At 61.7% G+C, this 25497-nt stretch carries 31 protein-coding genes; 13 read left to right on the top strand and 18 right to left on the bottom strand.

The genetic code is table 11. The features are described 5' to 3' along the window. Positions 1 to 18 precede the first annotated feature (18 nt). From J2857_RS04970 to J2857_RS04980, 3 genes are read left to right on the top strand one after another with little or no spacing between them, the layout of a single operon-like run. Complete coding sequence (locus J2857_RS04970; RefSeq protein ID WP_210008905.1) at positions 19 to 642, top strand: DUF1285 domain-containing protein; 624 nt, start codon at positions 19 to 21, stop codon at positions 640 to 642. Beyond that, the gene (locus tag J2857_RS04975; RefSeq protein ID WP_210008906.1) at positions 639 to 1274 is read left to right on the top strand and encodes a CoA pyrophosphatase; all 636 of its coding nucleotides are present in this window, start codon (positions 639 to 641) and stop codon (positions 1272 to 1274) included. Before J2857_RS04970 ends, J2857_RS04975 begins: the two co-directional genes overlap by 4 nt. Beyond that, positions 1271 to 2533, top strand: coding sequence for a CCA tRNA nucleotidyltransferase (locus J2857_RS04980; protein WP_210008907.1), 1263 nt, complete (start codon positions 1271 to 1273; stop codon positions 2531 to 2533). The genes J2857_RS04975 and J2857_RS04980 overlap by 4 nt, the downstream gene beginning before the upstream one ends. Before the next feature lie 79 nt (positions 2534 to 2612). On the opposite strand, the gene J2857_RS04985 is transcribed toward J2857_RS04980, so the two are convergent. From J2857_RS04985 to hemF, 3 genes are all read right to left on the bottom strand, one after another. Further along, positions 2613 to 2804, bottom strand: coding sequence for a DUF1059 domain-containing protein (locus J2857_RS04985; protein ID WP_037076377.1), 192 nt, complete (start codon positions 2802 to 2804; stop codon positions 2613 to 2615). A 103-nt stretch (positions 2805 to 2907) separates the two neighbouring features. Further along, the gene (locus tag J2857_RS04990) at positions 2908 to 3174 is read right to left on the bottom strand and encodes a hypothetical protein (RefSeq protein WP_245363017.1); all 267 of its coding nucleotides are present in this window, start codon (positions 3172 to 3174) and stop codon (positions 2908 to 2910) included. Between the two features lie 127 nt (positions 3175 to 3301). Beyond that, complete coding sequence (gene hemF / locus J2857_RS04995; RefSeq protein ID WP_210008908.1) at positions 3302 to 4216, bottom strand: oxygen-dependent coproporphyrinogen oxidase; 915 nt, start codon at positions 4214 to 4216, stop codon at positions 3302 to 3304. A 175-nt stretch (positions 4217 to 4391) separates the two neighbouring features. Here hemF and J2857_RS05000 point away from each other — a divergent pair, with 175 nt between their 5' ends. After that, positions 4392 to 4649 (top strand): hypothetical protein, encoded by a 258-nt coding sequence (locus tag J2857_RS05000; RefSeq protein WP_037076370.1) that lies wholly within the window; start codon positions 4392 to 4394, stop codon positions 4647 to 4649. A gap of 9 nt (positions 4650 to 4658) precedes the next feature. On the opposite strand, the gene J2857_RS05005 is transcribed toward J2857_RS05000, so the two are convergent. From J2857_RS05005 to J2857_RS05015, 3 genes are all read right to left on the bottom strand, one after another. Then, entirely contained in the window at positions 4659 to 5141 is a 483-nt protein-coding gene (locus J2857_RS05005; protein ID WP_245363018.1) for a hypothetical protein, read from the bottom strand. Positions 5142 to 5244: 103 nt separating this feature from the next. Beyond that, the gene (soxR, locus tag J2857_RS05010; protein ID WP_281068609.1) at positions 5245 to 5724 is read right to left on the bottom strand and encodes a redox-sensitive transcriptional activator SoxR; all 480 of its coding nucleotides are present in this window, start codon (positions 5722 to 5724) and stop codon (positions 5245 to 5247) included. A gap of 71 nt (positions 5725 to 5795) precedes the next feature. Continuing rightward, the gene (locus J2857_RS05015) at positions 5796 to 6275 is read right to left on the bottom strand and encodes a tRNA (cytidine(34)-2'-O)-methyltransferase (protein ID WP_210008910.1); all 480 of its coding nucleotides are present in this window, start codon (positions 6273 to 6275) and stop codon (positions 5796 to 5798) included. Positions 6276 to 6655: 380 nt separating this feature from the next. Here J2857_RS05015 and J2857_RS05020 point away from each other — a divergent pair, with 380 nt between their 5' ends. Continuing rightward, a complete protein-coding gene (locus tag J2857_RS05020; protein WP_210008911.1) occupies positions 6656 to 8512 on the top strand; it encodes an ABC transporter ATP-binding protein in 1857 nt (618 codons plus the stop codon). Between the two features lie 59 nt (positions 8513 to 8571). On the opposite strand, the gene J2857_RS05025 is transcribed toward J2857_RS05020, so the two are convergent. Beyond that, positions 8572 to 8850, bottom strand: coding sequence for a type II toxin-antitoxin system RelE/ParE family toxin (locus J2857_RS05025; RefSeq protein ID WP_210008912.1), 279 nt, complete (start codon positions 8848 to 8850; stop codon positions 8572 to 8574). Next, a complete protein-coding gene (locus J2857_RS30860) occupies positions 8850 to 9065 on the bottom strand; it encodes a CopG family ribbon-helix-helix protein (protein ID WP_373426833.1) in 216 nt (71 codons plus the stop codon). The genes J2857_RS05025 and J2857_RS30860 overlap by 1 nt, the downstream gene beginning before the upstream one ends. A 129-nt stretch (positions 9066 to 9194) precedes the next feature. Between J2857_RS30860 and J2857_RS05030 the strand changes: the two genes are divergently transcribed. Beyond that, complete coding sequence (locus J2857_RS05030) at positions 9195 to 11057, top strand: ABC transporter ATP-binding protein (protein WP_210008913.1); 1863 nt, start codon at positions 9195 to 9197, stop codon at positions 11055 to 11057. A gap of 9 nt (positions 11058 to 11066) precedes the next feature. Here the strand turns inward: J2857_RS05030 and J2857_RS05035 are convergent, their stop codons facing one another. Then, the gene (locus tag J2857_RS05035) at positions 11067 to 12005 is read right to left on the bottom strand and encodes an endonuclease/exonuclease/phosphatase family protein (protein ID WP_210008914.1); all 939 of its coding nucleotides are present in this window, start codon (positions 12003 to 12005) and stop codon (positions 11067 to 11069) included. Between the two features lie 392 nt (positions 12006 to 12397). Between J2857_RS05035 and petA the strand changes: the two genes are divergently transcribed. The 4 genes from petA to J2857_RS05055 all read left to right on the top strand — a co-directional run bounded on the left by petA (position 12398) and on the right by J2857_RS05055 (position 15818). Next, positions 12398 to 12976: a ubiquinol-cytochrome c reductase iron-sulfur subunit gene (gene petA, locus J2857_RS05040; RefSeq protein ID WP_210008915.1), complete on the top strand. Its 579-nt coding sequence runs from the start codon at positions 12398 to 12400 to the stop codon at positions 12974 to 12976. A 14-nt stretch (positions 12977 to 12990) separates the two neighbouring features. Continuing rightward, the gene (locus J2857_RS05045) at positions 12991 to 14262 is read left to right on the top strand and encodes a cytochrome b (RefSeq protein WP_210008916.1); all 1272 of its coding nucleotides are present in this window, start codon (positions 12991 to 12993) and stop codon (positions 14260 to 14262) included. 27 nt (positions 14263 to 14289) lie between these two features. Then, the gene (locus J2857_RS05050; protein WP_210008917.1) at positions 14290 to 15165 is read left to right on the top strand and encodes a cytochrome c1; all 876 of its coding nucleotides are present in this window, start codon (positions 14290 to 14292) and stop codon (positions 15163 to 15165) included. Positions 15166 to 15278: 113 nt separating this feature from the next. Continuing rightward, positions 15279 to 15818, top strand: a complete 540-nt coding sequence (locus J2857_RS05055; protein WP_210008918.1) for an adenine phosphoribosyltransferase — start codon at positions 15279 to 15281, stop codon at positions 15816 to 15818. A gap of 49 nt (positions 15819 to 15867) precedes the next feature. On the opposite strand, the gene J2857_RS05060 is transcribed toward J2857_RS05055, so the two are convergent. From J2857_RS05060 to ychF, 3 genes are read right to left on the bottom strand one after another with little or no spacing between them, the layout of a single operon-like run. Continuing rightward, entirely contained in the window at positions 15868 to 16335 is a 468-nt protein-coding gene (locus J2857_RS05060; RefSeq protein WP_210008919.1) for a MaoC family dehydratase, read from the bottom strand. Next, positions 16332 to 16802: a MaoC family dehydratase gene (locus tag J2857_RS05065; protein WP_210008920.1), complete on the bottom strand. Its 471-nt coding sequence runs from the start codon at positions 16800 to 16802 to the stop codon at positions 16332 to 16334. The genes J2857_RS05060 and J2857_RS05065 overlap by 4 nt, the downstream gene beginning before the upstream one ends. Positions 16803 to 16823: 21 nt before the next feature. Continuing rightward, on the bottom strand, positions 16824 to 17927 hold the full coding sequence (gene ychF / locus J2857_RS05070) for a redox-regulated ATPase YchF (protein ID WP_210008921.1): 1104 nt from the start codon (positions 17925 to 17927) through the stop codon (positions 16824 to 16826). Positions 17928 to 18064: 137 nt separating this feature from the next. Here ychF and J2857_RS05075 point away from each other — a divergent pair, with 137 nt between their 5' ends. The 3 genes from J2857_RS05075 to clpS all read left to right on the top strand — a co-directional run bounded on the left by J2857_RS05075 (position 18065) and on the right by clpS (position 19128). Then, a complete protein-coding gene (locus J2857_RS05075) occupies positions 18065 to 18322 on the top strand; it encodes an AbrB/MazE/SpoVT family DNA-binding domain-containing protein (protein WP_210008922.1) in 258 nt (85 codons plus the stop codon). Then, complete coding sequence (locus J2857_RS05080) at positions 18319 to 18723, top strand: type II toxin-antitoxin system VapC family toxin (RefSeq protein ID WP_306873235.1); 405 nt, start codon at positions 18319 to 18321, stop codon at positions 18721 to 18723. Before J2857_RS05075 ends, J2857_RS05080 begins: the two co-directional genes overlap by 4 nt. Positions 18724 to 18819: 96 nt before the next feature. Then, a complete protein-coding gene (gene clpS / locus J2857_RS05085) occupies positions 18820 to 19128 on the top strand; it encodes an ATP-dependent Clp protease adapter ClpS (protein ID WP_210008923.1) in 309 nt (102 codons plus the stop codon). Positions 19129 to 19131: 3 nt separating this feature from the next. Here clpS and prmB read toward each other — a convergent pair whose 3' ends face one another. From prmB to J2857_RS05115, 6 genes are all read right to left on the bottom strand, one after another. Beyond that, positions 19132 to 20079 carry a 50S ribosomal protein L3 N(5)-glutamine methyltransferase gene (gene prmB / locus J2857_RS05090; RefSeq protein ID WP_210008924.1) on the bottom strand — a complete coding sequence of 316 codons (948 nt, stop codon included), beginning with the start codon at positions 20077 to 20079 and terminating at the stop codon, positions 19132 to 19134. A gap of 85 nt (positions 20080 to 20164) precedes the next feature. Further along, complete coding sequence (locus J2857_RS05095; RefSeq protein ID WP_210008925.1) at positions 20165 to 20614, bottom strand: GNAT family N-acetyltransferase; 450 nt, start codon at positions 20612 to 20614, stop codon at positions 20165 to 20167. A 5-nt stretch (positions 20615 to 20619) separates the two neighbouring features. Further along, positions 20620 to 21348 carry an aminoacyl-tRNA hydrolase gene (gene pth / locus J2857_RS05100; protein ID WP_210008926.1) on the bottom strand — a complete coding sequence of 243 codons (729 nt, stop codon included), beginning with the start codon at positions 21346 to 21348 and terminating at the stop codon, positions 20620 to 20622. Between the two features lie 78 nt (positions 21349 to 21426). Then, complete coding sequence (locus J2857_RS05105) at positions 21427 to 22152, bottom strand: substrate-binding periplasmic protein (protein WP_210008927.1); 726 nt, start codon at positions 22150 to 22152, stop codon at positions 21427 to 21429. A 67-nt stretch (positions 22153 to 22219) separates the two neighbouring features. After that, positions 22220 to 24595, bottom strand: coding sequence for a bifunctional diguanylate cyclase/phosphodiesterase (locus J2857_RS05110; protein ID WP_210008928.1), 2376 nt, complete (start codon positions 24593 to 24595; stop codon positions 22220 to 22222). A 217-nt stretch (positions 24596 to 24812) separates the two neighbouring features. Then, positions 24813 to 25418, bottom strand: a complete 606-nt coding sequence (locus J2857_RS05115; protein WP_210008929.1) for a 50S ribosomal protein L25/general stress protein Ctc — start codon at positions 25416 to 25418, stop codon at positions 24813 to 24815. Between the last annotated feature and the right edge of the window lie 79 nt (positions 25419 to 25497).

Below are 25497 nucleotides of genomic sequence, written 5' to 3' on the forward strand. Positions count from 1 at the left end.
ACGAACCGGGACTGAAAGATGGCAGCGCAAACGATAAATTCGGCAGCCGATGCCGCGGGCCTTGCGGCCCTGATTTCGCGCGCTTCCGAGCAAACGGGCGACGGAAAGCGCGGTTTGCCGCCCGTCGACAAGTGGAATCCGCCCTTTTGCGGTGATATCGACATGGAAATCCGTGCCGACGGCACTTGGTTCTACATGGGCACGCCGATCGGCCGCGCACCGCTGGTGCGGCTGTTTTCGACCGTGCTGCGCAGGGATGAAGACGGGCGGACCTATCTTGTAACACCTGTGGAAAAAGTCGGCATCCGGGTCGTGGACGCACCCTTTCTGGCGGTCGAGATGCAGGTGACGCAGCGTGAAGGCCGACAGGTCCTCACGTTCAGGACAAATGTCGGTGATGTGGTCGAGGCTGGGCCGGAACACCCCCTGCGCTTCGAAATATCCGGCGAAAACCGCGAGCTTAAACCCTATCTCACGGTGCGCGGCCGGCTGGAGGCGCTCGTTTCCCGCGCGGTCATGTACGATCTCGTGGAACTGGGCGAGGCGATCGTGATAGACGGGGTGCCGATGTTCTCCGTCCGCTCCGGAACGGAGGTCTTTCCCGTGATGCCCGAGGCCGAATTGGACGCCTTATCGCAATGAGTGACTTTCCCCTTTTTTCGGCCGGCGATTTCCGCCGCCGGGCTCTGAACCAGAATGGCGGGCCGATCGACCACGCCTGGCGCCACCACGGCGACCATCTGCTCAATCCAACGCTCGTGGATTTCGCAGCCGGGCTGAAGCTGAAGGATGCGGCGGTGCTGGTGCCGGTCGTCGACGACGGCGACGACGCGAAGGTGATCCTGACGCAGCGGACCTCGACGATGCGCAAGCATTCCGGCCAGATCGCCTTTCCGGGCGGCGGGATCGATCCGGAGGACCGTTCGCCGGAACAGGCGGCGCTACGCGAGGCGGAAGAAGAGATCGGCCTCGACCGCTCCTTCGTCGAAACTCTGGCGCGGCTGCCGACCTATTATGCCGCGACCGGCTTCCGCATCACGCCAGTGCTGTCAGTCGTCAGGCGCGGCTTCGAGATCACGCCCAATCCGGCCGAGGTGGAAGACGTCTTCGAGGTGCCGCTGTCCTTCCTGATGAACGAGGCGAACCACCAGCGCGGCAGCCGTGAATGGGATGGCAAGGAGCGGCATTTCTACGTCATGCCTTACGAGGAACGAAACATCTGGGGCATTACCGCGGGCATTCTGCGCACGCTCTATGAAAGGCTTTATGCATGACGACCGTAGCCGACGAGGCCTGGTTCCAAGACCCGGCGCTGCAGCGCATCCTGACCCTGCTGAATGCCGACGGCGGCGAGGCGCGGGTGGCGGGCGGCGCGGTGCGTAATGCGCTGATGGGGCTTCCCGTCGCCGATGTCGATGTTGCCACCACGCTTCGTCCGGAAAAGGTGGTCGAGCGGGCGGTAACGGCCGGTATCAGGGCCGTGCCGACCGGCATCGAGCACGGCACGGTGACGCTGGTCATAGACGGCCATGGTTTCGAAGTCACTACGTTGCGTCGCGATGTGGAGACCGATGGCCGACGCGCCAAGGTCGCCTTCGGCACGGACTGGCAGGTGGATGCCGAACGGCGGGACCTGACGATCAACGCGCTTTATGCGGACGCCCGCGGCGAGGTGATCGATCTCGTGAACGGGCTTGCGGATATCGAGACGCGCACTGTCCGCTTTATTGGCGAGGCGGCCGAGCGGATCGCCGAGGACTACCTGCGCGTCCTGCGCTTCTTCCGTTTCTTCGCCCATTACGGGTCCGGCCGGCCGGATGCGGATGGCCTGAGGGCCTGCGCCCGAGCCAAAGACAAGCTTTCGACGCTGTCGGCCGAGCGCGTCTGGGCCGAAACGAAGAAGCTGCTGTCTGCCGTCGATCCCTCCCGCGCGCTGCTCTGGATGCGGCAGGCGGGGGTGCTCACCGAAGTCCTGCCCGAAACGGAAAAGTGGGGTATCGACGGCATCCACGGCCTCGTGGCGGCTGAGAAGTCGCTCGGTTGGACGCCCGACCCGCTTCTGAGGCTGGCGGCGATCGTGCCGCCCGACGCGGAGCGGCTGGATGCCCTGGCAAAGCGGCTCAAGATGTCGAATGCGGAAGCTGGGCGGCTTGCCACCTGGGCGAATGCGCCGGTGCCGCCCGACGAGGTGACGGATGTCGGCTTCGACCGGCTGCTCTACCGCCATGGCGCGGAGGGGCTGGTCATGCGGCTGAGGTTGGCTCTGGCCTCTGCGCGAACTGCGGCCGAGGGCGATCCCGCGGCGATGCGCAAGTCCGCGCGGCTGTCGGTGCTGCTGAAGAGGGCTGAGAACTACGAGAAGCCGGTCTTTCCACTCAGTGGTGGCGATATCGTGGCAGCCGGGGTGCCGGCCGGCAAGCGGGTCGGAGAAATTCTCAAGGAGCTGGAAGACTTCTGGGTGGAGCGCAATTTTGCCCCGGACCGGGCGGCGCTGACCGCCCGGCTGGAGGATATGATCCGCAGCTCGCTTTGACATCAGGCGGCCTGCCGCTGTGAAGCCGGGCGCGAGCGCTCCCATGCGGGGTGGCCGGCCGCCTCGATACGATTGGGCGTCAGGCCGCGGCCGCGCCGTTTTCGTCGCGAATACGCGCCTTGATGTTCTCGACCATATTTTCGCGGATGATCTCTTCCCCGTGCACCGTGCGCAGATGCTCCACGGCGCGGCGGACCACTTCGGCGTCCTCATCGGCACGGGTATGCCACTGGCAACCGGGCACGAGGGTCCCGCATTCGAACAGTCGCATGACATTTCCTCCTGTTAGCGTTGGACTGGAGGCGGCGGATATCTCCCATATCCGCCGGCGCCAATCTCGATAACTCGGAAACTACAAGGACCGTTCCCGGCGCTTATTCGGAAAGCGCCCAGGCGTGGAAAACGGAAGCCTGTTCCTGACCCTTTTCCCGCGCCGCCTCGTCGTTGGCGGCCGACATGGCAACCGACTTGCCGGCAAGCTGGCGCCTTACCTGGTCCACATAAAAGGAATGGGGGAGTTCACCACCGGTTCTCGCGCGCATTTCCGTCGCGAGGCGGTCGATCATGTCAGCAGTATCAAGGGAACGGGCGTCCTTTTCCTCAGACGCATCCGGCATTGGCATGCTATTCGGTGCCATCATGGCGATCCTCCTCCGGTACAACCAAGGGGACGCTACCACCATCGCATCGATTCCGATATCGCATTTGTTAAGGATGAGATATTGGGGCCTATTTATACTCGAAATCGTTAATTTTGTGATCTTTGATCTAAGGCCACCTTACAACCGGAGGCAGTGACGACAGAATGGACTCGACATTGCCGCCAGTCTTCAACCCGAAAATAGTGCCCCGGTCGTAGAGCAGGTTGAATTCGACATAGCGGCCGCGGCGGATCAGTTGCTCGTCGCGATCATGCTCCGTCCAGGGTTTGTTGAAATTGGCACGGACGATCTTCGGGTAGACGAGATTGAAGGCCCGGCCGACGTCCTGCACGAAGGCGAAATCCGCATCCCAGCCGCCTTTTTCCTCGACCGGATGCAGCCAATCGAAGAAAATGCCGCCGACGCCGCGGGGTTCGTTGCGGTGCTTCAGGAAGAAATACTCGTCGCACCAGGCCTTGTAACGGTCATAGTCGGCGACCGCCTCGTGGCGCTTGCAGGTGATCTCCATGACCCGGTGGAAGAGGGCGCTGTCGGGGTCCGTCTGGGTACGGCGCCGGTCGAGCACCGGCGTGAGATCGGCCCCGCCGCCGAACCATTGGCTCGACGTCACCACCATGCGGGTGTTCATGTGGACGGTCGGCACGTTGGGATTGACCGGATGGGCGATCAGCGAGATGCCCGACGCCCAGAAGCTTGGGTCTTCTTCCGCGCCCGGCATCTGGTTGCGGAAATCGGCGGAAAACTCGCCATGCACGGTCGAGGTGTGGACGCCGACCTTCTCGAAGACGCGGCCCTCCATCATCGACATTTTGCCGCCGCCGCCGGCTCCGCCGTCGCGCAGCCAGTCTTTGGCTTTGAAGCGGCCGGGCTCCTGATCGGAGAGAGGTCCGGTCAGTTCGGCCTCGAGGCCTTCCAGCGAGGCGCAGATCGTGTCGCGCAGGCTCTCAAACCAGGCTCTCGCCGCCGCCTTCTTGTCTTCGATGTCCGCGGGCAATCCCTTGGGCAGTACCGGCCGTTCCATGTCTCTATTCCTCTCGCCATCCCCTTGGCGCGATTCGCATTTTTCCGATCGGGGATTAACATTTCTGGCTTTCGCGAGCCATTCCATCGGTTGTCGCAGGTGGAAAATGAGACTCGCAAAGTGGGTCGCCCGGCATTATCTTTACCGCATAAGCAGGTGCTGATCAGAGGCTTTCATGGCAAAGTTCACACCCCCGCCGCTCGACGGGCTGAAACGCAGGATCGACCGCCACCGGCAGGAAAAAGCCGGCGAGCGCCAGGGCATGTTCGTACGGCAGACCTTCCAGCTCTCGCGGGAAGAAGCGCGCGAAAAGGCGCGCGAATGGTTTCACGAATTTCCGAAGGCAGCCTATTGGACCGAAGTGGAAAGCTGGCGCCAGCTCGAAGGCGACCAGATCGAATTCACCATGCGCAGGTTGCCGACCGCGGATTGATCCGATCCGTCACCTCGGGTCCTCATAGGTGTAGAGCGCGCACATTTCGGCGCTGCTCTTCGGCGGATTTCTCCCCGTAAACACGGCGATCGCCGACATTCCCTTGGCCGACGCCCAGTTGGCGACATAGGTGACGTCCCCCGATCCGCAGAGATGGTTGCCGTTCTCGAGTTCCGGATCGGCCGGTTCCGCGACACGGTAGACGGATGCCGGTACCCGCTTGCCGTCGACACGGAAATTGTCGGCGACGAGGTCGGAGAATTCGAGGGATTCCTCGTTCTCGAAGGTGATGCCGAAATCGTCGAGCCAGACGTCCCCGGTGACGCTCATCGCAGTCTTGCTCACCGCGGTATAGTGCTCGGCCTCCTGGGCGTGGACGGGCGAGGCCAACAGGATTATGGCGGCAGCGGTCATCAGGTAGCAGGGCAGATTGCGCATCTCGGTCCTTGAGGGCTTGGGGCTGGGAAGTACGAAGCCCGATTGCGGAAACATATGCGATCTCCGATGTTGGGCCCATGGGCTTCGATCGGTTTGACATGTGTTTTCTCGAAAGATGCTAAACGGGCGGAAGCAGGGTGTAGGCCTATCCGCGCAATCAATCCGCAGCCACCTGCTCGTCCGCCTCCAGCAAGATCGCCCCCGCGCCCTTTTCGCCGAGCATGTCGAGCGGGTTCCTGAGCGGGCAGTCCTGCATCGACAGGCAGCCGCAGCCGATGCAGCCGGTCAGGTGGTCGCGCAGCGCCGTGAGGCTGGCGATCCGTTCATCGAGCTGGCGTTTCCAGGTTTCCGAAAGGCGCTGCCAGTCTTTGGCGGTGAGCGGCCGGTCATGCGGCAGGACGGAGAGGGCTTCGGCGATGTCGGCAAGCGGTATGCCGGTCTTCTGGGCGACCTTGATAACCGCGACCCGGCGCAGCACGACGCGCGGATAACGGCGCTGGTTGCCGCGGTTGCGGCGGCTCTGGATCAGTCCCTTGGTCTCGTAGAAATGCAGGGTAGACACCGCCACGCCGCTGCGTGTCGCGACTTCCCCGACCGTCAGTTCAAGCTCCAGCCGCCCGCCCGGATTTTTCTTCATCATCGCTGTTGACCTCAATATTACTTGAGGTTTTATAGCAGAGGCTCCGTGAAAGAAAACCGGAGCCCGGTTCAATGAAGACGAAAATCGTTCTGCCGCAGCGCCTCGCCAGCAATCATCGCCGCCGACATGGCGACGTTGATGGACCGCTGGCCTTCGACCATGGGGATGAGGATGCGGGCGTCGGCCGCCTCATGCACGTGATCGGGAACGCCGGCGCTTTCGCGCCCGAAGAGCAGGATGTCGTCCGGCTGGAATTCGAAGCGGGTATAGGGCAGGGCGGCCCTGGTGGAGGCAAGCACGACGCGCCGGCCGTTCGCCCTTCGCCATTCGTCGAAGCGCTGCCAGTTGACATGGCGGGCGAGCGTGACGCTGTCCAGATAGTCCATGCCGGAGCGTTTCAGGTTCCGGTCGGAAATGTCGAAGCCGGCCGGTTCGATGATATCGACCGACAGGCCGAGGCAGGCGGCGAGCCGGAGGATCGTGCCGGTATTACCGGCGATATCCGGCTGGTAGAGGGCGATGTGCAGGCCAGAGGAAATGTTGCTCATATGCCCGTCCTTACGGGAAACCGGTGTTCGGTCTCAAGCCCTTTCGATGCGCGGCATGGCTGTGACGATCGGGCAACAGAAAAGCCCTGGGTGGCCGGACGCGGTGATTTGCTCTTTTCAATTTGTACCCGAGAGGGTAGAAGACTTGCGTAGCTCAACGCCCACTCAAGGAGGCCCACATGGATATGACCGTGCTCTCGCGCCTCCGCTGCCGGATTTCTGTGTCTCTGGCCTAGGCGTTTCGCGGTTTCTCGCAAACTTTTTCCTTCCTCAATCGTTACGCGGCCGACACCCGGCCTCGCTACCCAGGTTTTCGTCGCCCGATTCCGGCCGCCTTGCGTGCTGAACCGGTGCGGCATCCGATTTACGGAGCTTTTTTCATGTTCTCGTGGTTCGAACGGCGCGTTGATCCCTATCCGGACGAGGCGCCCTCACTACCGCCCGTCGGCCTTGCGGCCTTCCTGTGGCACTATACCAAGCCGGTCTGGCCGTGGGTCGTCATCATGTCGACCTGCACGATGCTGATCGCGATCGGCGAAGTGGCGCTGTTCCAGTTTCTGGGTGATATCGTCGACTGGCTGAGCAATGCCGATCGGGCGACCTTCCTGGAAAGGGAAGGGCCGAAGCTGTTCTTCATGGCCTTCGTGGTGCTGGTCGGCCTGCCGGCGGTCGCGACGCTGAACTCGCTGATCATGCACCAGATCCTGATGGGTAATTTCCCGATGATCGCCCGCTGGCAGATGCACCGCTTCCTGCTGCGCCACTCGATGACGTTCTTCGCCAACGAGTTCGCCGGCCGCGTCTCCACCAAGGTGATGCAGACCTCGCTCGCGATCCGCGAAACGGTGATGAAGGTGCTCGACGTGTTCGTCTACGTCTTCACCTATTTCATCTCGATGATCGCGATCGTGGCGGCAGCCGACCTGCGCCTTGCGGTGCCGCTCGTGCTGTGGATCATCCTCTACTCGATGACGGTCGCCTATTACGTGCCTCGCCTGCGCAAGATCTCGGCCGAACAGGCGGATGCCCGCTCGATGATGACCGGCCGCGTTGTGGACAGCTATACGAACATCGCCACCGTCAAGCTGTTTTCGCATGCGGGACGGGAAGAGACCTATGCGCGCGACGCCATGGATATCTTCCTGAAGACCGTGCATGCACAGATGCGCAAGGTGACGGGTTTCCAGGCGTTGGTCTACTTCTACAACTGCGTGGCGCTGTTTACGGTCGGTGCGTTGTCAATCTGGTTCTGGCTGGACGGCGTCATCTCGATCGGGGCGATCGCCATCGCCATCGGCCTTGCGATGCGCATCAACGGCATGTCGCAATGGGTGATGTGGGAGGTCTCGGCGCTCTTCGAAAACATCGGCACCGTCTATGACGGCATGTCGATGATGACCAAGGCGCATGACGTGGTGGACCAGAAGAGCGCTTCGGCGCTCACCGCGAAAAAGGGTCATATCCGCTACGACAACGTCCACTTCCACTATGGCAAGGGCAAGGGCGTCATCGAAGGCCTGACGCTCGATATCCCGGCCGGCCAGAAGGTCGGTCTGGTCGGCCGCTCCGGCGCCGGCAAGACGACGCTGATGAACCTGCTGCTGCGCTTCTACGATCTGGAAGGCGGCCGCATCACCATCGACGGCCAGGACGTCGCCGGCGTCACGCAGGACAGCCTTCGTTCGCTGATCGGCGTCGTCACCCAGGATACGTCGCTGCTGCACCGGTCGATCCGCGACAACATCGCCTACGGCAAGCCGGATGCGACCGACGCGGATATCATCGAGGCGGCGAAGCGGGCGAATGCCTGGGACTTCATCGACGGGCTTGCCGACATGCAGGGACGCAAGGGTCTCGATGCGCATGTGGGCGAACGCGGCGTGAAGCTTTCCGGCGGCCAGCGGCAGCGCATCGCGATTGCCCGCGTCTTTTTAAAGGACGCGCCGATCCTGGTGCTCGACGAGGCGACCTCGGCGCTCGACTCGGAAGTCGAGGCGGCGATTCAGGAGAACCTGTTCGCGCTGATGGAAGGAAAGACGGTGATCGCCATCGCCCACCGGCTGTCGACGCTGACCGAAATGGACCGGCTGATCGTGCTCGACCGCGGCCGGATCATCGAGGCCGGCACGCACCGCGAACTGGTTGCCACCGGCGGCATCTATGCCGACCTCTGGAACCGCCAGTCCGGCGGCTTCATCGGCCATGATGATGTGATCGAAGAGGCGGCGGCGGAGTAATCTCCGCCGTCTCATTTCTCGCTCTGAGGTTAGTATCCTAAGGAATGCTTCCGCGGAATTCAGATTCGGTTTTCGCGGGTGTGCCCGCTACGAAGAAGAAAAATCGTCTCGCCCTGTATCTCGTATCGCAACTCGTAATCACCGATCAGAAGGCGTCGAATTTCACACGGTGCAAACTCGTCCAGCCTTTCACCAAGCCGCGGATGCTGGATAAGCTTCTTGGGTGTTGCAGCCAGGTTTTGAGCCGTGCGCGCCGCCGCGGGTGCATTCACCGCAGCCAGAAAATCATGAAGGCGGTCGAGGTCGGATACCGCCTTTGACGACCACTTCAATTCCATCAGAGGGGACGCGGCAGAGGCTTGTCAGTTCCCAGACTGGAAACCCATCTTTCGACCTCTTCCTGATCGACCACATTTCCCTTATCCACGTCCGCCATTGCCTCCAATGTCAGGCGCCGCCGTGCCTCTTCCAGCTCGACGCAGTTCGCGAGTGCCTGCTTGACCACCCATCCTCTCGAGCGTTCGAGGCATGGGAACACCTTTTGAGCAATCATAGTGATTGATCATGATTATGCCCAACCGGCACGAAAACCCATATGGCTGGAGTTTACATTAAGAAAATGTAAGCCGGCGCCTGGCCGCTTTCGCTTTGCCGATGATCAGAATCCGCCTATATCCGGTCCATGTTGAAACCGGTCTTCCGCATCTTCGAAAGCTTTATCAAGCCGTTTGCGAGGCGGGACGACCTGAAGCCGCCTGCGGGCCTGATCGGCTTCGTCTGGTTCTATGTCAGTCAAGCCAAGCTCCCCTTCTTCGCCATGCTGGTGCTTGGCGGTCTTGCCGCCGGCGTCGAGGCAGCGATGTTCTGGTATGTCGGCCGGCTGGTCGATATCCTCGACACGACCCAACCTTCGGAGGGATGGTCGGGGCTGCTTGCCAACCACGGGACCGAACTGGTCGTCATGGCGCTGGTGGTCGGCATCGGCCGCTTCCTGATCGGTTTGATGACGGCGCTGGTCGACCAGCAGATCATCACGCCCGGTTTCTACAACCTGGTGCGCTGGCAATCCTACATCCACGTATCGCGCCAGTCGCTGTCCTTCTTCCAGAACGATTTTTCCGGCCGTATCGTCACGAAAGTCTGGTCGGCCGGGCAGGCGACCGGCGACGTTCTGACCTCCTTCATGGAAAGCGTCTGGTTCGTCGGCATCTATTCGGTCTCGACCATCGCGCTGGTCGCGGGGCTCGACTGGCGGCTGGCGGTGGTCGTCGTCGCGTGGCTTTCGATCTTCGCGTTGCTCGCCAGATATTACGTGCCGCGTATTCGCGAACACTCGAAGGCCTCCGCCGAGGCCGGATCGATGATCAGCGGCCGCATGGTCGACGCCTATTCGAACATCCAGACGCTCAGGCTGTTTGGCCGCGACGAGGCCAATGACCGCTACATGCTGTCGGGTTTCGAGAGTTTTCAGGACACGATCATCGCGTTCACCCGGCTGCTCACCAGCGTGCGCGCCTCCATGGCCTTTCTCTCCGGCACGATGATCGTCACCATGGCGGCGATGAGCGTGCATCTGTGGCTCTCCGGCCTGATCTCATCCGGTGCCGTCGCCTTCACCATGGCGCTGATGCTGCGGCTGAACTTCCTGCTCGGCCGGCTGATGACGCAGCTCAACGGCATCATGCGCAATATAGGCACGATCCAGAATTCGGCCGAGCTGATCTCGCAGCCGATCGGGCTGGTGGATACGCCGAACGCGACGCAGCTGGTGGTCAAGCGCCCGGAAATCCGCTTCGAGAATGTCAGCTTTCACTACGGCAAGGCGAAGGGCGTCATCGACAACCTGTCGCTCACCATCCGGCCGGGCGAGAAGCTCGGCATTGTCGGTCGTTCGGGCGCCGGCAAATCGACGCTCGTCAACCTGCTGCTGCGCTTCTACGATCTCGAAGGCGGACGCATCCTGATCGACGGTCAGGATATCGCCAAAGCGACACAGGAATCACTGCGCGCACAGATCGGCATGGTGACGCAGGATACCTCGCTGCTGCACCGGTCGATCCGCGACAATATCCTGTTCGGCAGGCCGGACGCGACGGAGGCGCAGCTCGTCGAGGCGGCGCGCAAGGCGGAAGCCGACACGTTCATCGCCGCCCTCGAAGACCAGCGTGGCCGCAAGGGGTTTGACGCGCATGTGGGCGAGCGCGGCGTCAAGCTTTCCGGCGGCCAGCGCCAGCGCGTGGCGATCGCGCGCGTGATGATCAAGGATGCGCCGATCCTGGTGCTCGACGAGGCCACTTCGGCACTCGATTCGGAGGTGGAAGCGGCGATCCAGTCGAACCTGGAGCGGCTGATGCAGGGCAAGACCGTGCTCGCCATCGCCCACCGGCTTTCGACCATCGCGGCGCTGGACCGCCTCATCGTCCTGGACAGGGGCCGGATCATCGAGGACGGCACACACAACGAACTGATTGCGCGGGGAGGGCTCTATTCGGAGCTCTGGGCAAGGCAGTCCGGCGGTTTTCTCGCCGCGGACGCCGCCCAATAGCGCTCCAGCTCACTCTCCGGTAATGGCGATCTCGGCGATCAGCCCGTAGTGGTTCGAGCCGTGTCCTTGGGGAATGCGGGTCAGCGACTTTATCTTGAGCGGCGCCCGCGCATAGACATGATCGATCGGCAGGCCGAACACGCCCGCCCGGATCGGCCAGGTGGCGGGCTCGAAGCCGGCAGTCGCCAAGTCGGTATTGCGGAGGAACCGGCGCATGTTCGGCGCCAGGCTTGAGGCGTTGAAATCGCCGGAGAGCAGCAGGGGACCGGTTGCCTCGCTGATTGCGAGAGCGGCTCTGTTCAGTTCCACCGAGTGGAAACTGTCGAAATAGGGCTTGGTCGTGTGCACGCCGACGAAATTGATCGTTCGGCCTTTGACCGTCACCTTGGCAAGGATAAAGCGGTCCGGAAAGATCTCGCTGAGCGATTGCACCGTGGGCGCTTCGATCGGCACCTTGGATAGCATGAGCTGGTCGCAATCCTCGATCAGAAGGCCGCAGCCGACCCGGTAGGGATAGGTTTTCGCCAGCTCGTCCATATAGACCCGGAGCGGGGCTGCCTCCATGATGTTGACCAGGTCGGCGCCGGAAGAGCGGATCGTTTCGACGATGTCTTCCGCATTGGCGAAATTGTCATTGAGAATGTTGAAGGACATCAGCCGGAAGGTCGGTGCATTCGCCTCGGCGGGCGTCATCGGCGCGGCGAATTCGCGGCTCATCAACACCGCGTGGCCGACAAAGAGAAGTGAGGCGGCGAAAAGCAGCCAGACCACGAAGTGGCGCTTGACGAGAAGTGCTACGACCATGGCCGCCACGCAGCCGAGTGCCGCATGCAGTTGCAGGCTGTAAAGCGTTCCCAGAATCCAGTGAGGATGTATATAACGCGTCCCGATCGCCATCAACACAAGCGACACGATGACGCAGATGGCAACCGATAGTGTTTGTCTCATTCGGGTATGTCCGGGACGGCCGCCTTCTGTCGTGGGCTTGGCCTAACATGAGGCCCGATTTGTTGCAATGCGGTGCCCGGCAGGGCAGTTAACGGGAAGTGCGCCATCCCCGCCATTTCCTTTGAAAAACGCCTGGTTTTCCCTGACCGGAGAGGCCATTGCAGGCCATGTTTCGCAGGCCTGTGCTCTGCTTGTCACGCTGGTCCGGAACCCTCCGGGTTTTCCGGCGACAAACTGGCCGGCACCCCTTGCCAAGGCTGGACATATTTTGCGATCAAGCATAGAACGCGCCGGATTGCTGGGGAATCTATGGTCGAATTGTGTTCAACCGAGATTCGCCGGGACGGGGGCAGAGCGGTTTCCGCGAATTGCGTGAGAAGGATGATTGAGCCGTGAGCGAGCACGACACACATAGCGAAACACTGGGCGAGCCCACTCGCCGTGATTTCCTTTACCTGACGACCGGTATGGCCGGCGCCGTCGGCGCTGTTTCCGTGGCATGGCCCTTCATCGACCAGATGCGTCCGGACGCTTCGACGCTGGCGCTCGCCTCGATCGAAGTCAATGTCGCGGCTCTCCAGCCGGGCATGTCGCTGACGGTCAAGTGGCGCGGCAAGCCGGTGTTCATCCGCAACCGCACCCCGGAAGAAATCAAGGCTGCCGCCGACGTGCCAATGGCCGAACTCAAGGATCCGGCCGCCCGCAACGCCAACCTGCCGGCCGATGCGCAGGCAACCGGCATCGACCGTTCCGGCGGCGCCGGCAAGGAAAACTGGATCGTGATGATCGGTTCCTGCACCCATCTCGGCTGCGTGCCGCTCGGCCAGTCCGGCGAATACAATGGATGGTTCTGTCCGTGCCACGGGTCGGTCTACGATACGGCCGGCCGTATCCGCAAAGGCCCGGCTCCGGAGAACCTCGCCATTCCGACTTTCAGTTTTAAGTCCGATACAGTTATCCAGATCGGGTGAGGGGATACATACTTATGAGCGGTCATTCCACATACCAGCCATCGACCGGCATCGAGAAGTGGATCGATTCGCGGCTTCCGCTGCCGCGCATGATCCATGACAGCTTCATCTCCTACCCCGTCCCCCGCAATCTGAACTATGCCTATACCTTCGGTGCCATGCTGTCGGTGATGCTGATCGTCCAGATCCTCACCGGCGTCGTGCTCGCGATGCACTATGTCGCGTCGACGGGTGCTGCCTTCGACTCGGTCGAAAAGATCATGCGCGACGTCAACCACGGCTGGCTGTTGCGCTACATGCATGCCAACGGCGCATCGTTCTTCTTCGTCGCCGTCTACCTCCATATCGCCCGCGGCCTCTATTACGGTTCCTACAAGGCGCCCCGCGAAATCCTCTGGATCCTCGGCGTGGTCATCTACCTGCTGATGATGGCGACCGGCTTCATGGGCTATGTTCTGCCCTGGGGTCAGATGTCGTTCTGGGGCGCGACCGTCATCACCGGCTTCTTCTCGGCCTTCCCGCTGGTCGGCGAGTGGATCCAGCAGTTCCTGCTCGGCGGCTTTGCCGTCGATCAGCCGACGCTGAACCGCTTCTTCTCGCTGCACTACCTGCTCCCCTTCATGATCGCAGGCGTCGTCGTGCTGCACATCTGGGCGCTGCACGTCACCGGCCAGACCAACCCGACCGGCGTCGAAGTGAAGACCAAGACCGATACCGTCGCCTTCACGCCTTATGCGACGATGAAGGATGCGCTCGGCGTCTCCGTCTTCCTGATCGTCTACGCATGGTTTATCTTCTACATGCCGAACTTTCTCGGCCATCCGGACAACTACATTCCGGCTGACGCCCTGAAGACCCCCGCTCACATCGTTCCGGAATGGTACTACCTGCCATTCTACGCGATGCTGCGCGCCATCACCTTCAATGTCGGCCCGATCGACTCCAAGCTCGGCGGCGTTCTGGTGATGTTCGGCTCGATCATCATCCTGTTCTTCCTGCCATGGCTCGACACGTCGAAGGTTCGCTCCGCCGTCTACCGCCCGTGGTACAAGCTGTTCTTCTGGCTCTTCGTTGCGAACGCCATCATGCTCGGCTGGCTTGGCTCGCAGCCGGCGGAAGGCATCTTCACGCTCATGTCGCAGTTCGGCACCGTCTACTACTTCGGCTTCTTCCTGGTGATCATGCCGCTGCTCGGCCTGTTCGAAACGCCGAGGCGCATTCCGAACTCCATCACGGAAGCGGTTCTTGAAAAAAAGAACGGCAAATCCGCCGAAGCCCGCGCCTGACGCCTGCGACCGAGAGGGATTAGAATTATGAACAAGCTTGTTACAAGCCTCGTCTCGCTGGCCTTCCTGGCGGGAGCGGGCGTTGCCTCGGCCGTGGCGCAGGAAAACCATGCTGCTGCGCCGGCTGCAGAACATGCGGAAACGCCGCATTTTCCGATCCACCATCCCAAGGAAACCGACTGGAGCTTTGCGGGTCCGTTTGGTCACTACGACAAGGGCCAGCTGCAGCGCGGCCTGAAGATCTACACGGAAGTCTGTTCCGCCTGCCACTCGATGCGTCTGGTCTCCTTCCGCACGCTGGAGGACCTTGGTTATTCGGAAGCCCAGGTGAAGGCGTTCGCTGCCAACTATAAGGTTCAGGACGGCCCGAACGACGACGGTGAAATGTTCGAACGCGCCGCCGTGCCATCCGACTACTTCCCGTCGCCATTCGCCAATGCCCAGGCTGCCGCTGCAGCCAACAACGGCGCGGCGCCCCCGGACATGTCACTGCTTGCCAAGGCCCGCGGCGTCACCCGCGGCTTCCCGCAGTTCATCTTCGATATGTTCACCCAGTACCAGGAAGGCGGACCGGACTACATCCATTCGCTTTTGACCGGTTACCAGCAGCCGCCGGCCGGCGTCGAGGTTGCTCCGGGCACCCACTATAATCCGTATTTCGCCAGTGCGGCCGCGCTCGCCATGGCTCCGCCGCTCAGTGCCGACCAGGTGACCTATGACGACGGCGCGCCGCAGACGGTCGACCAGTATGCCAAGGACGTCTCGGCCTTCCTGATGTGGGCTGCCGAGCCGCATCTCGAAGAGCGCAAGCGTACCGGCTTCATGGTGCTGATCTTCCTGGTGATCTTCACCGGCCTGATCTACCTGACCAAGAAGTCGGTCTATGCCAGCAAGGAGCACTGAGGTTTCACCTCGTGATTGCGAAAAGGCGGCCTCCGGGCCGCCTTTTTTGTTGGGAGGAGAGCCATCAGTTGGTAGGCTCGTTTTCCGTCCCTGCCGCCAAATATGTGGGTAACATGTCTTCCAAAAACGCTCTTTCCGCCGCCATTCGTTCCATCCCGGACTATCCGAAGCCGGGCATCATCTTTCGCGATATCACCACGCTGCTTGGCGACGCCGTTGCCTTCGGGCAGGCGGTGGATGAGCTGGTGGCGCCCTATGCAGGCCTCGGGGTCGACAAGATCGCCGGCATCGAGGCGCGCGGCTTCATCCTCGGCGGGGCGCTGGCGCACCAGTTGAAGGCCGGATTCGTGCCGATCCGCAAGAAGGGCAAGCTGCCGCACCAGACGGTGCGGATGGCCTACAGCCTCGAATACGGCACCGACGAAATGGAGATCCATGTGGATGCGGTGAAGGCCGGAGAGAAAGTGATCCTCACCGACGACCTGATCGCCACCGGCGGCACCGCGGAAGGTGCCGTAAAGCTGTTGCGGCATCTGGGCGTCGAGATCGTCTCCGCCTGCTTTGTCATCGACCTGCCGGATCTCGGCGGCCGCCGGAAGCTCGAAGAGCTCGGCGTCGAAGTCAGAACGCTCGTCGAGTTTTCAGGCCACTGAAATTTCGGGCAGAACGACAGGTGGCAGGCGAGGGCGCCTGCCAATACTCCTACGCGAATTCCAGCACGGTGCCTTCGTAGCGCATCACCACGTCGCCATGCTGGTTGGTACCGTCGCAGATGGTCATGTTGATGAACGTGCCGGCGCGGGACGTGAGCGGCCGGCTTTCGGTCAGCGCGACGGAATAGGTGATGCTGTCGCCGGCATAGACCGGTTTCAGCCATTGCAGCTTCTTGAAGCCGGCCGAAGGCCCGAGCTTCGGGGCTGTGATGCCCTCGCTTTCGAGGCGTGCCACCTCGGCTTTCCAGTAGGCGACATAGGTCTTCATCCAGCCGGCGCAGGTATGCCAGCCTGAGGCGCACAGCGCGCCGAAAACATAGTTCCTTGCCGCTTCGGCATCCACGTGGAAGGGCTGTGGATCGAATTTCTTCGCGTAGCGGACGATGTCCTCGGCGGTGAAGAGAAGTGTGCCGGTGATGACTTTTTGGCCGGGCGGAGAAAGCTCGATCAGCCTCATGCGGCGTCCTCCCGGGCGTCGCGCAGCCGCATCATGATCGGGTTCTCACCGCGCATGACGGTCTCGCCGCGCTGGTTCTCCACCTCGTGCAGGAACTTGACGATGCCGATGCCCGGGCGTGAGCGAAGCGAGCGGGATTCGAGCACGGTCGAGCGGCCGGACAGCGTGTCGCCGGCCAGAACCGGCCTTTTCCATTCCATGAAGTCGATGCCCGGCGACCCCTCCGACGAGCTGCTGGACAGCCAGCCGTCGAACATCATGCGCATGAACATGCTCGCCGTATGCCAGCCCGACGCGGACAGGCCGCCGAGGATGCTCGCCCTGCCGGCAGCCTCGTCGAGGTGCATGGGCTGCGGATCGAACTCGGCGGCGAATTCGACCATCTCGTCTGCGGTCACCTGTTTTTCGGCGAGCTGGAAAACCCGCCCGATCGAAAAGTCTTCGAAATAATATGCGGCTTCCGTCATGTGGCCCTCCCGCCCACGGTCTCAGGTGTTGAAGCGGAAGTGGATCACATCGCCGTCCTGGACGACATATTCCTTGCCTTCGTCGCGGCCCTTGCCGGCTTCCTTGGCGCCGACTTCGCCCTTATAGGCGATGTAGTCGTCATAGGAGATCGTGAAGGCGCGGATGAAGCCCCGCTCGAAATCGGTATGGATGACGCCGGCGGCAGCCGGTGCCTTGGTGCCGCGCACGATCGTCCAGGCGCGGGTTTCCTTCGGGCCGACCGTAAAATAGGTGATCAAGTCGAGCAGGTGGTAACCGGCGCGGATCAACCGGTCGAGGCCGGCTTCTTCAAGGCCGAGGGCCGACAGGAATTCCTTGGACTCTTCCTCGGGAAGTTGCGCCACTTCGGACTCGATCGCGGCCGAGATGATCACGCATTCGGCACCCTGTTCCTTGGCCATGGCGGCGACGGCCTCAGTGTGTTCGTTGCCGGTCGAGGCATCGGCTTCCGCGACGTTGCAGACATAGAGGACCGGGTGCGAGGTCAGGAGGTTGAGGCCCTTGAGGATCTCGATCTCCTCCGGCGCCAGCGTCTTCAAGAGCAAGCGTGCCGGCTTGCCGTCGTTGAGCAGCTTGATCACCGCATCCATGACCGGCAGCTGCGCCATGGAATCCTTGTCCTTGCCGGTGGCGCGCTTGCGGGTCTGCTCGACGCGGCGCTCAAGGCTTTCGAGGTCGGCGAGCATCAGCTCGGTCTCGATCGTGTCGGCATCGCCGACCGGGTTGATGCGGCCCTCGACATGGGTGATGTCGTCATCCTCGAAGCAGCGCAGAACGTGCACGACCGCATCGACTTCGCGGATATTGGCGAGGAACTTGTTGCCGAGGCCTTCACCCTTCGACGCGCCGCGCACCAGGCCGGCGATATCGACGAAGGAGATACGGGTCGGGATGATTTCCTTGGAGCCGGCGATCGCCGCCAGCTTCTGCATGCGCGGATCGGGGACCGCCACTTCGCCGGTGTTCGGCTCGATCGTGCAGAACGGATAATTGGCTGCCTGGGCGGCCGCCGTCTTGGTGAGCGCATTGAAGAGAGTGGACTTGCCGACATTCGGCAGGCCCACGATACCGCATTTGAAACCCATGGGTCCGGACCCTGTATTGTAAGAAATTTCGTTGGTGTGGCTATGGGGGAAAGTGCCCGGGCGGTCAAGGCTCTGCTGTCAGGCTATCCTTGCACGTAAGGCATATTTGCCTTACTTTAGGCCAATGGAGAATGGCGATGGTTAGATTGAAAGTTACCGCGAAGGGACAGGTTACCTTGAAAAAGGAAGTTCTTGATCATCTTGGCATCAAGCCCGGCGACGAGATCGATGTCGATCTCCAACCGAAGCGGCAGGCTACGATCCATCCGATTGCCGGCAAACTGCCGATCGAAAGCGTCTTCGGAATGTTCAAGAACACGACGGGTAAAAGTTATTCGATCGATGAGATCAACGAGGCTATTGCAGCGAGCTATGCCGGTGAGGCGGATCAGTGAGCCTGATCGTCGATACCAATATCCTTTTGAGGGCGATGATCGTCGATCATGACGTCGAAAGCCCCAAAGCCCAGGCCCTGTTGGCTTCGAACGAGGTGATCATTCCAAACCAGACCCTATGCGAATTGGTGTGGGTTCTTCGTCGGCTCTACAAAAGAAGCCAGAGCGATCTGGTGACGGCAATCCGGACGTGGATGAATGTGCAAACCGTAGCGCTCGATCGCGGGGCGGTCGAAGCCGGTCTCACGTTCCTGGAAGCCGGAGGCGACTTCGCCGATGGTGTGATCGAATTCGAGGGACGCAAGCTCGGCGGCGACACCTTCGCTACCTTCGACAAGCGGGCCGCATCGATTACCCGCGCAAAGGGCCGCGATTGTCTGTTGCTTTCCGACGCCAGCTGACCTGCCATTCACCATCCGGCTGCTTGAAATTTCCCGGTTGCGGTGCGATATAGCCCCGCATGGCTCCGCAGAGGCCTTTGTCATCAGGAACCGCCGATGGCTGAAGATACCACCGTAAAACCGAAGACGAAAACCAAGACCAAGCTGGAGCGACCGAAGCTCTACAAGGTGCTGCTCGTCAACGACGACTATACGCCACGTGAATTCGTCACCATGGTGCTGAAAGCCGTGTTCCGGATGAGCGAGGAAACCGGCTACCGGGTGATGCTGACGGCGCACCGGATGGGCCTTGCGGTGGTCGTCGTCTGTACCAGGGACATTGCCGAGACCAAGGCGAAGGAAGCCATCGACCTTGCCAAGGAGGCGGGTTTCCCGCTGATGTTCATCACCGAGCCCGAGGAATAGGGCTCATTTCCTCTTTTTGCCGGCTTTGACGCCCAGCGCCTCGGCGCTGATCCAGAACACCGCATCCTGCGATTCCGCCGTTTCCAGCCACAGGAAATCGAGATCGGGGAATTCCTCTTCGAGGATTTCGCGGCCCGAGCCGATTTCGCAGATCATCCCGCCATCGGGATTGAGATGCGCCGGTGCTTCCGCCAGCAGCCGGCGGACGAGGTCGAGCCCGTCCACGCCGCCGTCGAAGGCCATGGCCGGCTCCGAGCGAAATTCCTCCGGAAAACCGTCCATCGCCTCGTGGTCCACATAGGGCGGATTGGTGATGATCAGGTCGTACTTCTTTCCTTCGAGCGGCGCGAAGAGGTCGCCGTTGAACAGCGTGAGCTGATCTTCGACGGCGTGTTCCGCGACGTTGAGTTTGGCCACTTCCAATGCGTCAGGGGAGAGGTCCACCGCGTCGACGGCGGCATTCGGGAAGAATTTCGCGGCAAGGATCGCCAGGCAGCCGGAGCCGGTGCAGATATCGACGGCGCTTTCGACGCTCAGCGGATCGGGCAGGAAGGTGGAGCCGTTTTCGCCGAGATATTCGCTGAACAGGATCTCGCCGATGTGGGAGCGGGGCACGATGACCCGTTCGTCGACGAGGAAACGCACGCCCTGGATATAGGCGTGGCCGGTCAGGTAGGAGGTGGGCTTGCGGGTGGTGACGCGGGCGTCGATCCGCTCGGCCAGCAGCCGCCGCTCGGCCGGTAGCAGCCGTGCGTCGAGGAAGGGATCGAGCACGTCGATCGGCAGGTCGAGGCTATCGAGGATCAGGAACGCGGCGTCGTCGCTTGCGGTTGTCGTGCCGTGGCCGTAGCTGAGGTTTGCGGCGTTGAAGCGGGAGATGGCAAAACGCCAGTAGTCGCGAAGGGTGACGAGTTCGCCGGTGATGTCATCCGTTTTCGGGGCTTGGTTCATGTCGCGCTTCCGTTGTTCGATCGGCCTCCCATAGCCGCTCCGAAAGCGACGCGCCACCCCTTTGACCGGAGCGATACCGGGCTGTCTAAGCGCGGCGGATCTGGAAGCCGGTCTTGTTCTGGAGGAAACCGCAGTTTTCGTAGAAGCGTAGCGTCGCCGGGTCCGTGGAGCCGGTCATGAGCATCACCTTGTAGCAGCCGTCATTCCAGGCCTGATCGATGGCCGTGCGGATAAGGGCGCCGGCATAACCCCGCCTGCGGTGGTCGGCATGGGTGACGACGTTTTCGATCAGCGCATAGGGCGCGCCCTTGCGGGTGAGGTTCGGCACGACGATCAGCGTCACCGTGGCCGCCGCACGCCCGTCTGCGAAGCCGATCAACACCGTCATGCCGGGCTGGGCGAGAATGGCGGCGAAACGCCGCTCGGCCAGCGCCGGCTCCGGGTCCGGATCGTGGTTCAGGTGGTGATAGAGTTCGATCAGGTCGGCAAGATCGCCGTCGCGGGCCGGGCGAATGACGAAGTCGGCAGCGGGCATCGACATTATTCGCCCTTGCCGCCGAACATCTTCTTCAGCATCTCGGCCATCGGGCCTGATGTCGGAAGGTTCGGTTTGCCGCCGCTGCGGGCCTGGTGGATATGCGACTGCCCGGCCGGCTTGGCGACGGGCTTCTTTTCCGGTTTCGGCTTCTCCTCGTCCGGCTTGCCGCCGACGGCGAGCGCCAGCTTGTTCATCAGCTGCGAATCCTCCCCCTTCACCAGCATCTCGGCATTGTCGGCGATTGCGTCGAGGAGAGGCGAGAGCCAGGTCTGGTCGACCTTGGCGAAATCGCCGAGCACATGGTTGTGGACCAGTTCCTTGGCGCCTGGATGGCCGATGCCGAGGCGAAGCCTGCGGTATTCCCGGCCGCAATGGGCGTCGAGCGACTTGACGCCGTTATGGCCGCCATGGCCGCCGCCGGTCTTGATCCGGGCCTTGGCCGCCGGCAGATCGAGTTCGTCGTAGATGGCGATGATGTTTTCCGGGCCGAGCTTGTAGAAACGCATGGCCTCACCGACCGACTCGCCGGAGAGGTTCATGAAGGTCTGCGGCTTGATCAGCAACACTTTTTCGCCGGCAAGCTCGCCTTCCGAAATCAGGCCTTTGAACTTCTTGGCCCACGGCGAAAAGCCGGGCCGACGCTGGATCGCGTCCACCGCCATGAAGCCGATATTGTGGCGGTTGCCCGCATATTGGGAACCGGGATTGCCGAGGCCGGCGATGATGAGCATGGAGACATCCATCCTTGACTGCTGGCTTTCACCACCGCGAAACGCCGCCAAAGTCAACCGGTTTCGATGCCTGAGCCTCTATTGGGGCTCCTCGATGCCGTAGCGCTTGAGAATTGCCTTCTGGACGCCGTCCCTGATCAGGCGGTCGAGGCCTGCCTGCATTCCGGCGATCAGTTCGTCGGGCACATCCAGGTGGCAGGCAATGCCGAGATGCTGTTCGGAGAACAGGACGACCTTTTCGATCGGCGTTCCGTCCGCCTTCAGCTTTTGATAGACGCTTTCCGACATGGGCATCATGTCGATACGGTCCTGCAGCAGTTTTCTCAGCGTCGTGTCGATATCGGCGCTGAGGTCGATCTTCGGGAAACCGAAGCTTTTCAGAAGCCCCTCGGTATAATCGGCACGGTGGGTGCCGACCGTATATTGCTTGGCCTCCTCCAGGGTGGTCGCCGCGACCTTCGAACCCGCATGGCGGACGAGGATGTTGCGGTCGATGAACAGCGGCACGACCCATTTGAAACGCGGCTCGCGATCCGGCGTGCGGGCGGCGGCGAAGACGCAGTGCATGGGTTGCGTCTCGGCCATGGCGATGGCGCGTGCCCAGGGCATGATCTCCAGCGTGTAGGGCGTGCCCGCATCCTGCATGATGATCTCGACCTGGTCGATGCCGACGCCACGGTAGTTGCCGCCCGGCTCCTGGTAGCTGAAGGGCGGGTAGGACTCCGTCGAAAAGGCGACGGGTTGCTGGGCATGGGCGCCTGCCGCGAGGCTGAGGCTGGCAAGAAGCGGCGCTGCGATTTTCATCTGTCCCCCTTCCAAACGCACATGTCGTCATTTCTGACCCAGCATCTGGTCCGGAGGAGAGAACGTGTCAGCTCGCCATGGACTCGATTTCGGCCTGCCGGGTGGATAGGGCCGAGAGCAATTCGGAAATTTCGCGGGGCTTCGAGAAGAGATAGCCCTGGGCATAGTCAATGCCCATTTGCCGCAGCAACGAGCGCTGTTCTTCCGTCTCGACGCCTTCGGCGACGACCTTGCAATTCATCTTGTGAGAAATAGCACTGATGCCTTCGACAAGCATCCTGTTCTTACTGCCTATGTCCCCTGTCTGTTCGGTGAGCGAACGGATGAAGGACTGGTCGATCTTGACGATATCGACCGGGAAACGGCTCATATAGCTCAGCGAAGAATAGCCGGTGCCGAAGTCGTCGAGCGCGATGCGGCAGCCGAAGTGGTGGATCTCGTTGAGGATGGTGCGGATTTCCGGATTGTCGTGCATCAGCACGGCTTCGGTGATTTCCACAACCAGGCGCGACGGATCGATGCCGTAGCGGCCGAGCAGGCCGGCAAGGCGGGCCGGCAGGCCGGGCTCGAATTGCAGCGGCGAGAAGTTGACCGCGACATAGGTCTCGCCCATGCCGGGCAGGCGGGAGACACGGGCGAGGTTCGCCATCGCGTCTTCCAGGATGAGGTTGCCGATCTGGCCGATCGAGCCGGTCTCCTCGGCAACGCTGATGATGCCGGCCGGCGACATCAGGCCCTTCCTCGGGTGACGCATGCGCATCAGGGCCTCGAAGCCGAACGGGATGCCGGTTTCGATATCGACGATCGGCTGGAAATGCGCCTCGAACCAGCTGGCGGCGATCGCGACTTCGATATCGCTCTCGATCTCCGCCCGTTCGCGCGTCTGGTCGAGAATGGCGGGATCGTAGACCTGTGCGCCGTTCTTGCCGTCGCGTTTGCGGGCATACATGGCCATGTCGGATTTCTGCAGCAGTTCGGCGGCGCTGGCGGCATGGCTCGGATAGAAGGCAAGCCCGATACTGGCGCTCAACCGCACGCCGGTGCCCTCGATCCGGAAGGGAACCTCGAACATGTCGACGATCTTCTGGCTGAGCTCGGTCGCGCGGCGTTCGGCACCGTCCCCGGTGATCAGGATGGCGAATTCGTCGCCGCCGAGACGGGAGGCGGTATCGCCGTCGTTGAGCATCGGCTTCGTCCGTTCGACGAACTGGCAGAGCACGGCGTCGCCGGCGGCATGGCCGAGATTGTCGTTGATCGCCTTGAAGCGGTCGAGATCGACGAACAGGCAGGCGACCTCGGTGTGGGCCCTGTCGGCCTCGGCGATCTTCTGGTCGAGCGTCGCCTCGAAACCCTGGCGGTTCAGGAGCCCGGTCAGATGGTCGGAAATGGCCTGCCGGCGGTTGCGCAGTTCCGATTGCCTGAGTTCCGTGACGTCCGTCATTACGCTCAGCGAGCCGGGAATGCTGCCGCCGGCCGTGCCAAGCTCGGTCTCGACGATCAGTACGTCCATCAGGCGGCCGTCGGTGCGCAGGAACCGGACCGTGACTTCGATCGCCGGGCCCGATTTTGCCTGCTGCTTGCGCCTTGCATAGATCTGGCGGTCCGCAGGTGCGACAAGCTCGGAAAAGGGATGGCCGATGACCTCGTCACGGCGATAGCCGGTCGCGAGCAGCCAATAATCGCTGACGGCGGCGATCTGGTCGCCTGCAGTCAGCGAAAACAGCATGGCCGGCGTCAGGTTGTAGATTTCCGTGGTCTGCTGATGCGCGCGCTTCAGTTCGCGCTCCTCGCGCTCCAGCAGCGTCTGCATCTCGTTGAAGCTCTTCGCCAGCCGCCCCATCTCGTCGTTCGAGCGCCAGTCGACATGGTGGCGCGAACCGAGCCTGCGGGTCGCCTCGATGGCGGCGGTCAACCGCATCAGCGGCTTGATGACCATGACGCGATTGCCGAGGATCGCTGCGCCGAAGACCGTGAGGATGGTGATGATGAAGATGGAGATGAAGGCCATTTCCATCTGGTGCAGGGCGGAGAACCAGCCGAGCTTCGGCACATAGACGGTAATGCTGCCGACATTGCGGGCGCCCTGCTGCGACTTGTAGAAGACCGGCTCGGAGATCGCCTGCAGGCCGCGGAAGTCGGCCGGATTGACATCGACTTCGGAAATATTGAGCTTGCCCGTATTGTCGCTGATCTGCACGCCGTTGATGGCGGGATCGGCGATCAGCATCGAGGCGACTTGGTGGATGCTGTCGGTGTCGAGATCCCAGAGCGGCTTGCCCAGCGCCTGGGAATTGGTCACCAGCACGACGTTGACATGTTCGCTGAGGTTCTTGGCGGCCTGCTGGGAGGAAAGCGCCAGAAACAGCGTGAACAGCGGAGCGACGACGACCAGAAGGGCGCCCGAAATGATCGCAATAAAACGACTCTCAACGGAATGAGTCATCCGTCTTCCCCGCATTTCATCGTCCGGCTGCCGCCGGACTTTCCCCGTCATGCTGAAGTAGCGTGCATCGTTTCACCTATTCATTAAACTTCACTGAAACGACGATGCCAAGATTCGAACGAAATACGCAGGCAGGGTTACGAAATTGTATTCAGCCGACAATAAAAAACCCGCTTTCTTGCGAAAGCGGGTTCCATTTCAAGAATTTCGGTCGTGGTTATTCAGCAGAAGCCGGTTCTTCCTCGGCAACGCCTGCAGCCGGGGCGACGATCGTCGCGATGGTGAAGTCGCGGTCGGAGATGACCGGACGTACGCCAGCCGGCAGCTTGACGGCGGAGATGTGGAGGCTGTCGCCGATCTTTGCGCCCGTCAGGTCGATGGTCAGGAATTCCGGAATGTCGTTGGCCGGGCAAAGCAGCTCGACTTCGTGACGGACGATGTTGAGAACGCCGCCGACCTTGATGCCCGGGGACTTCTCTTCGTTGATGAAGTGGACCGGAACTTCAACGGAAACTTCCGTGTTGCCCGAGACGCGCAGGAAATCCACGTGCATGGTGAAGTCGCGGACCGGATCGAGCTGATAGTCCTTCGGGAGGACCTGGATCTTCTCGCCGTTGACTTCGATCGTGGCAACCGTGGTCATGAAACCGCCGGCATGGATGCGCTTCGTCACTTCGTTGGTCGACAGAGCGATCGCGAGGGGGGACTGCTTGTCACCATAGATGACAGCAGGAATGAAACCGTTGCGGCGAAGTTCACGGGAGGACCCCTTACCTACCCGTTCGCGCGCCTCGGCCTTGAGCTCGTAAGATGCGTGGCTCATGGCATATCCTTTCGAGGTTATTTGGAGAGTTCTCGGCAGTGAAGCTCACCGCGTCAAACTGAAGGGCACCATCCGATGC

The organism is Neorhizobium galegae, from assembly GCF_017877055.1.
In the GTDB taxonomy this organism is placed as follows: domain Bacteria; phylum Pseudomonadota; class Alphaproteobacteria; order Rhizobiales; family Rhizobiaceae; genus Neorhizobium; species Neorhizobium galegae_D.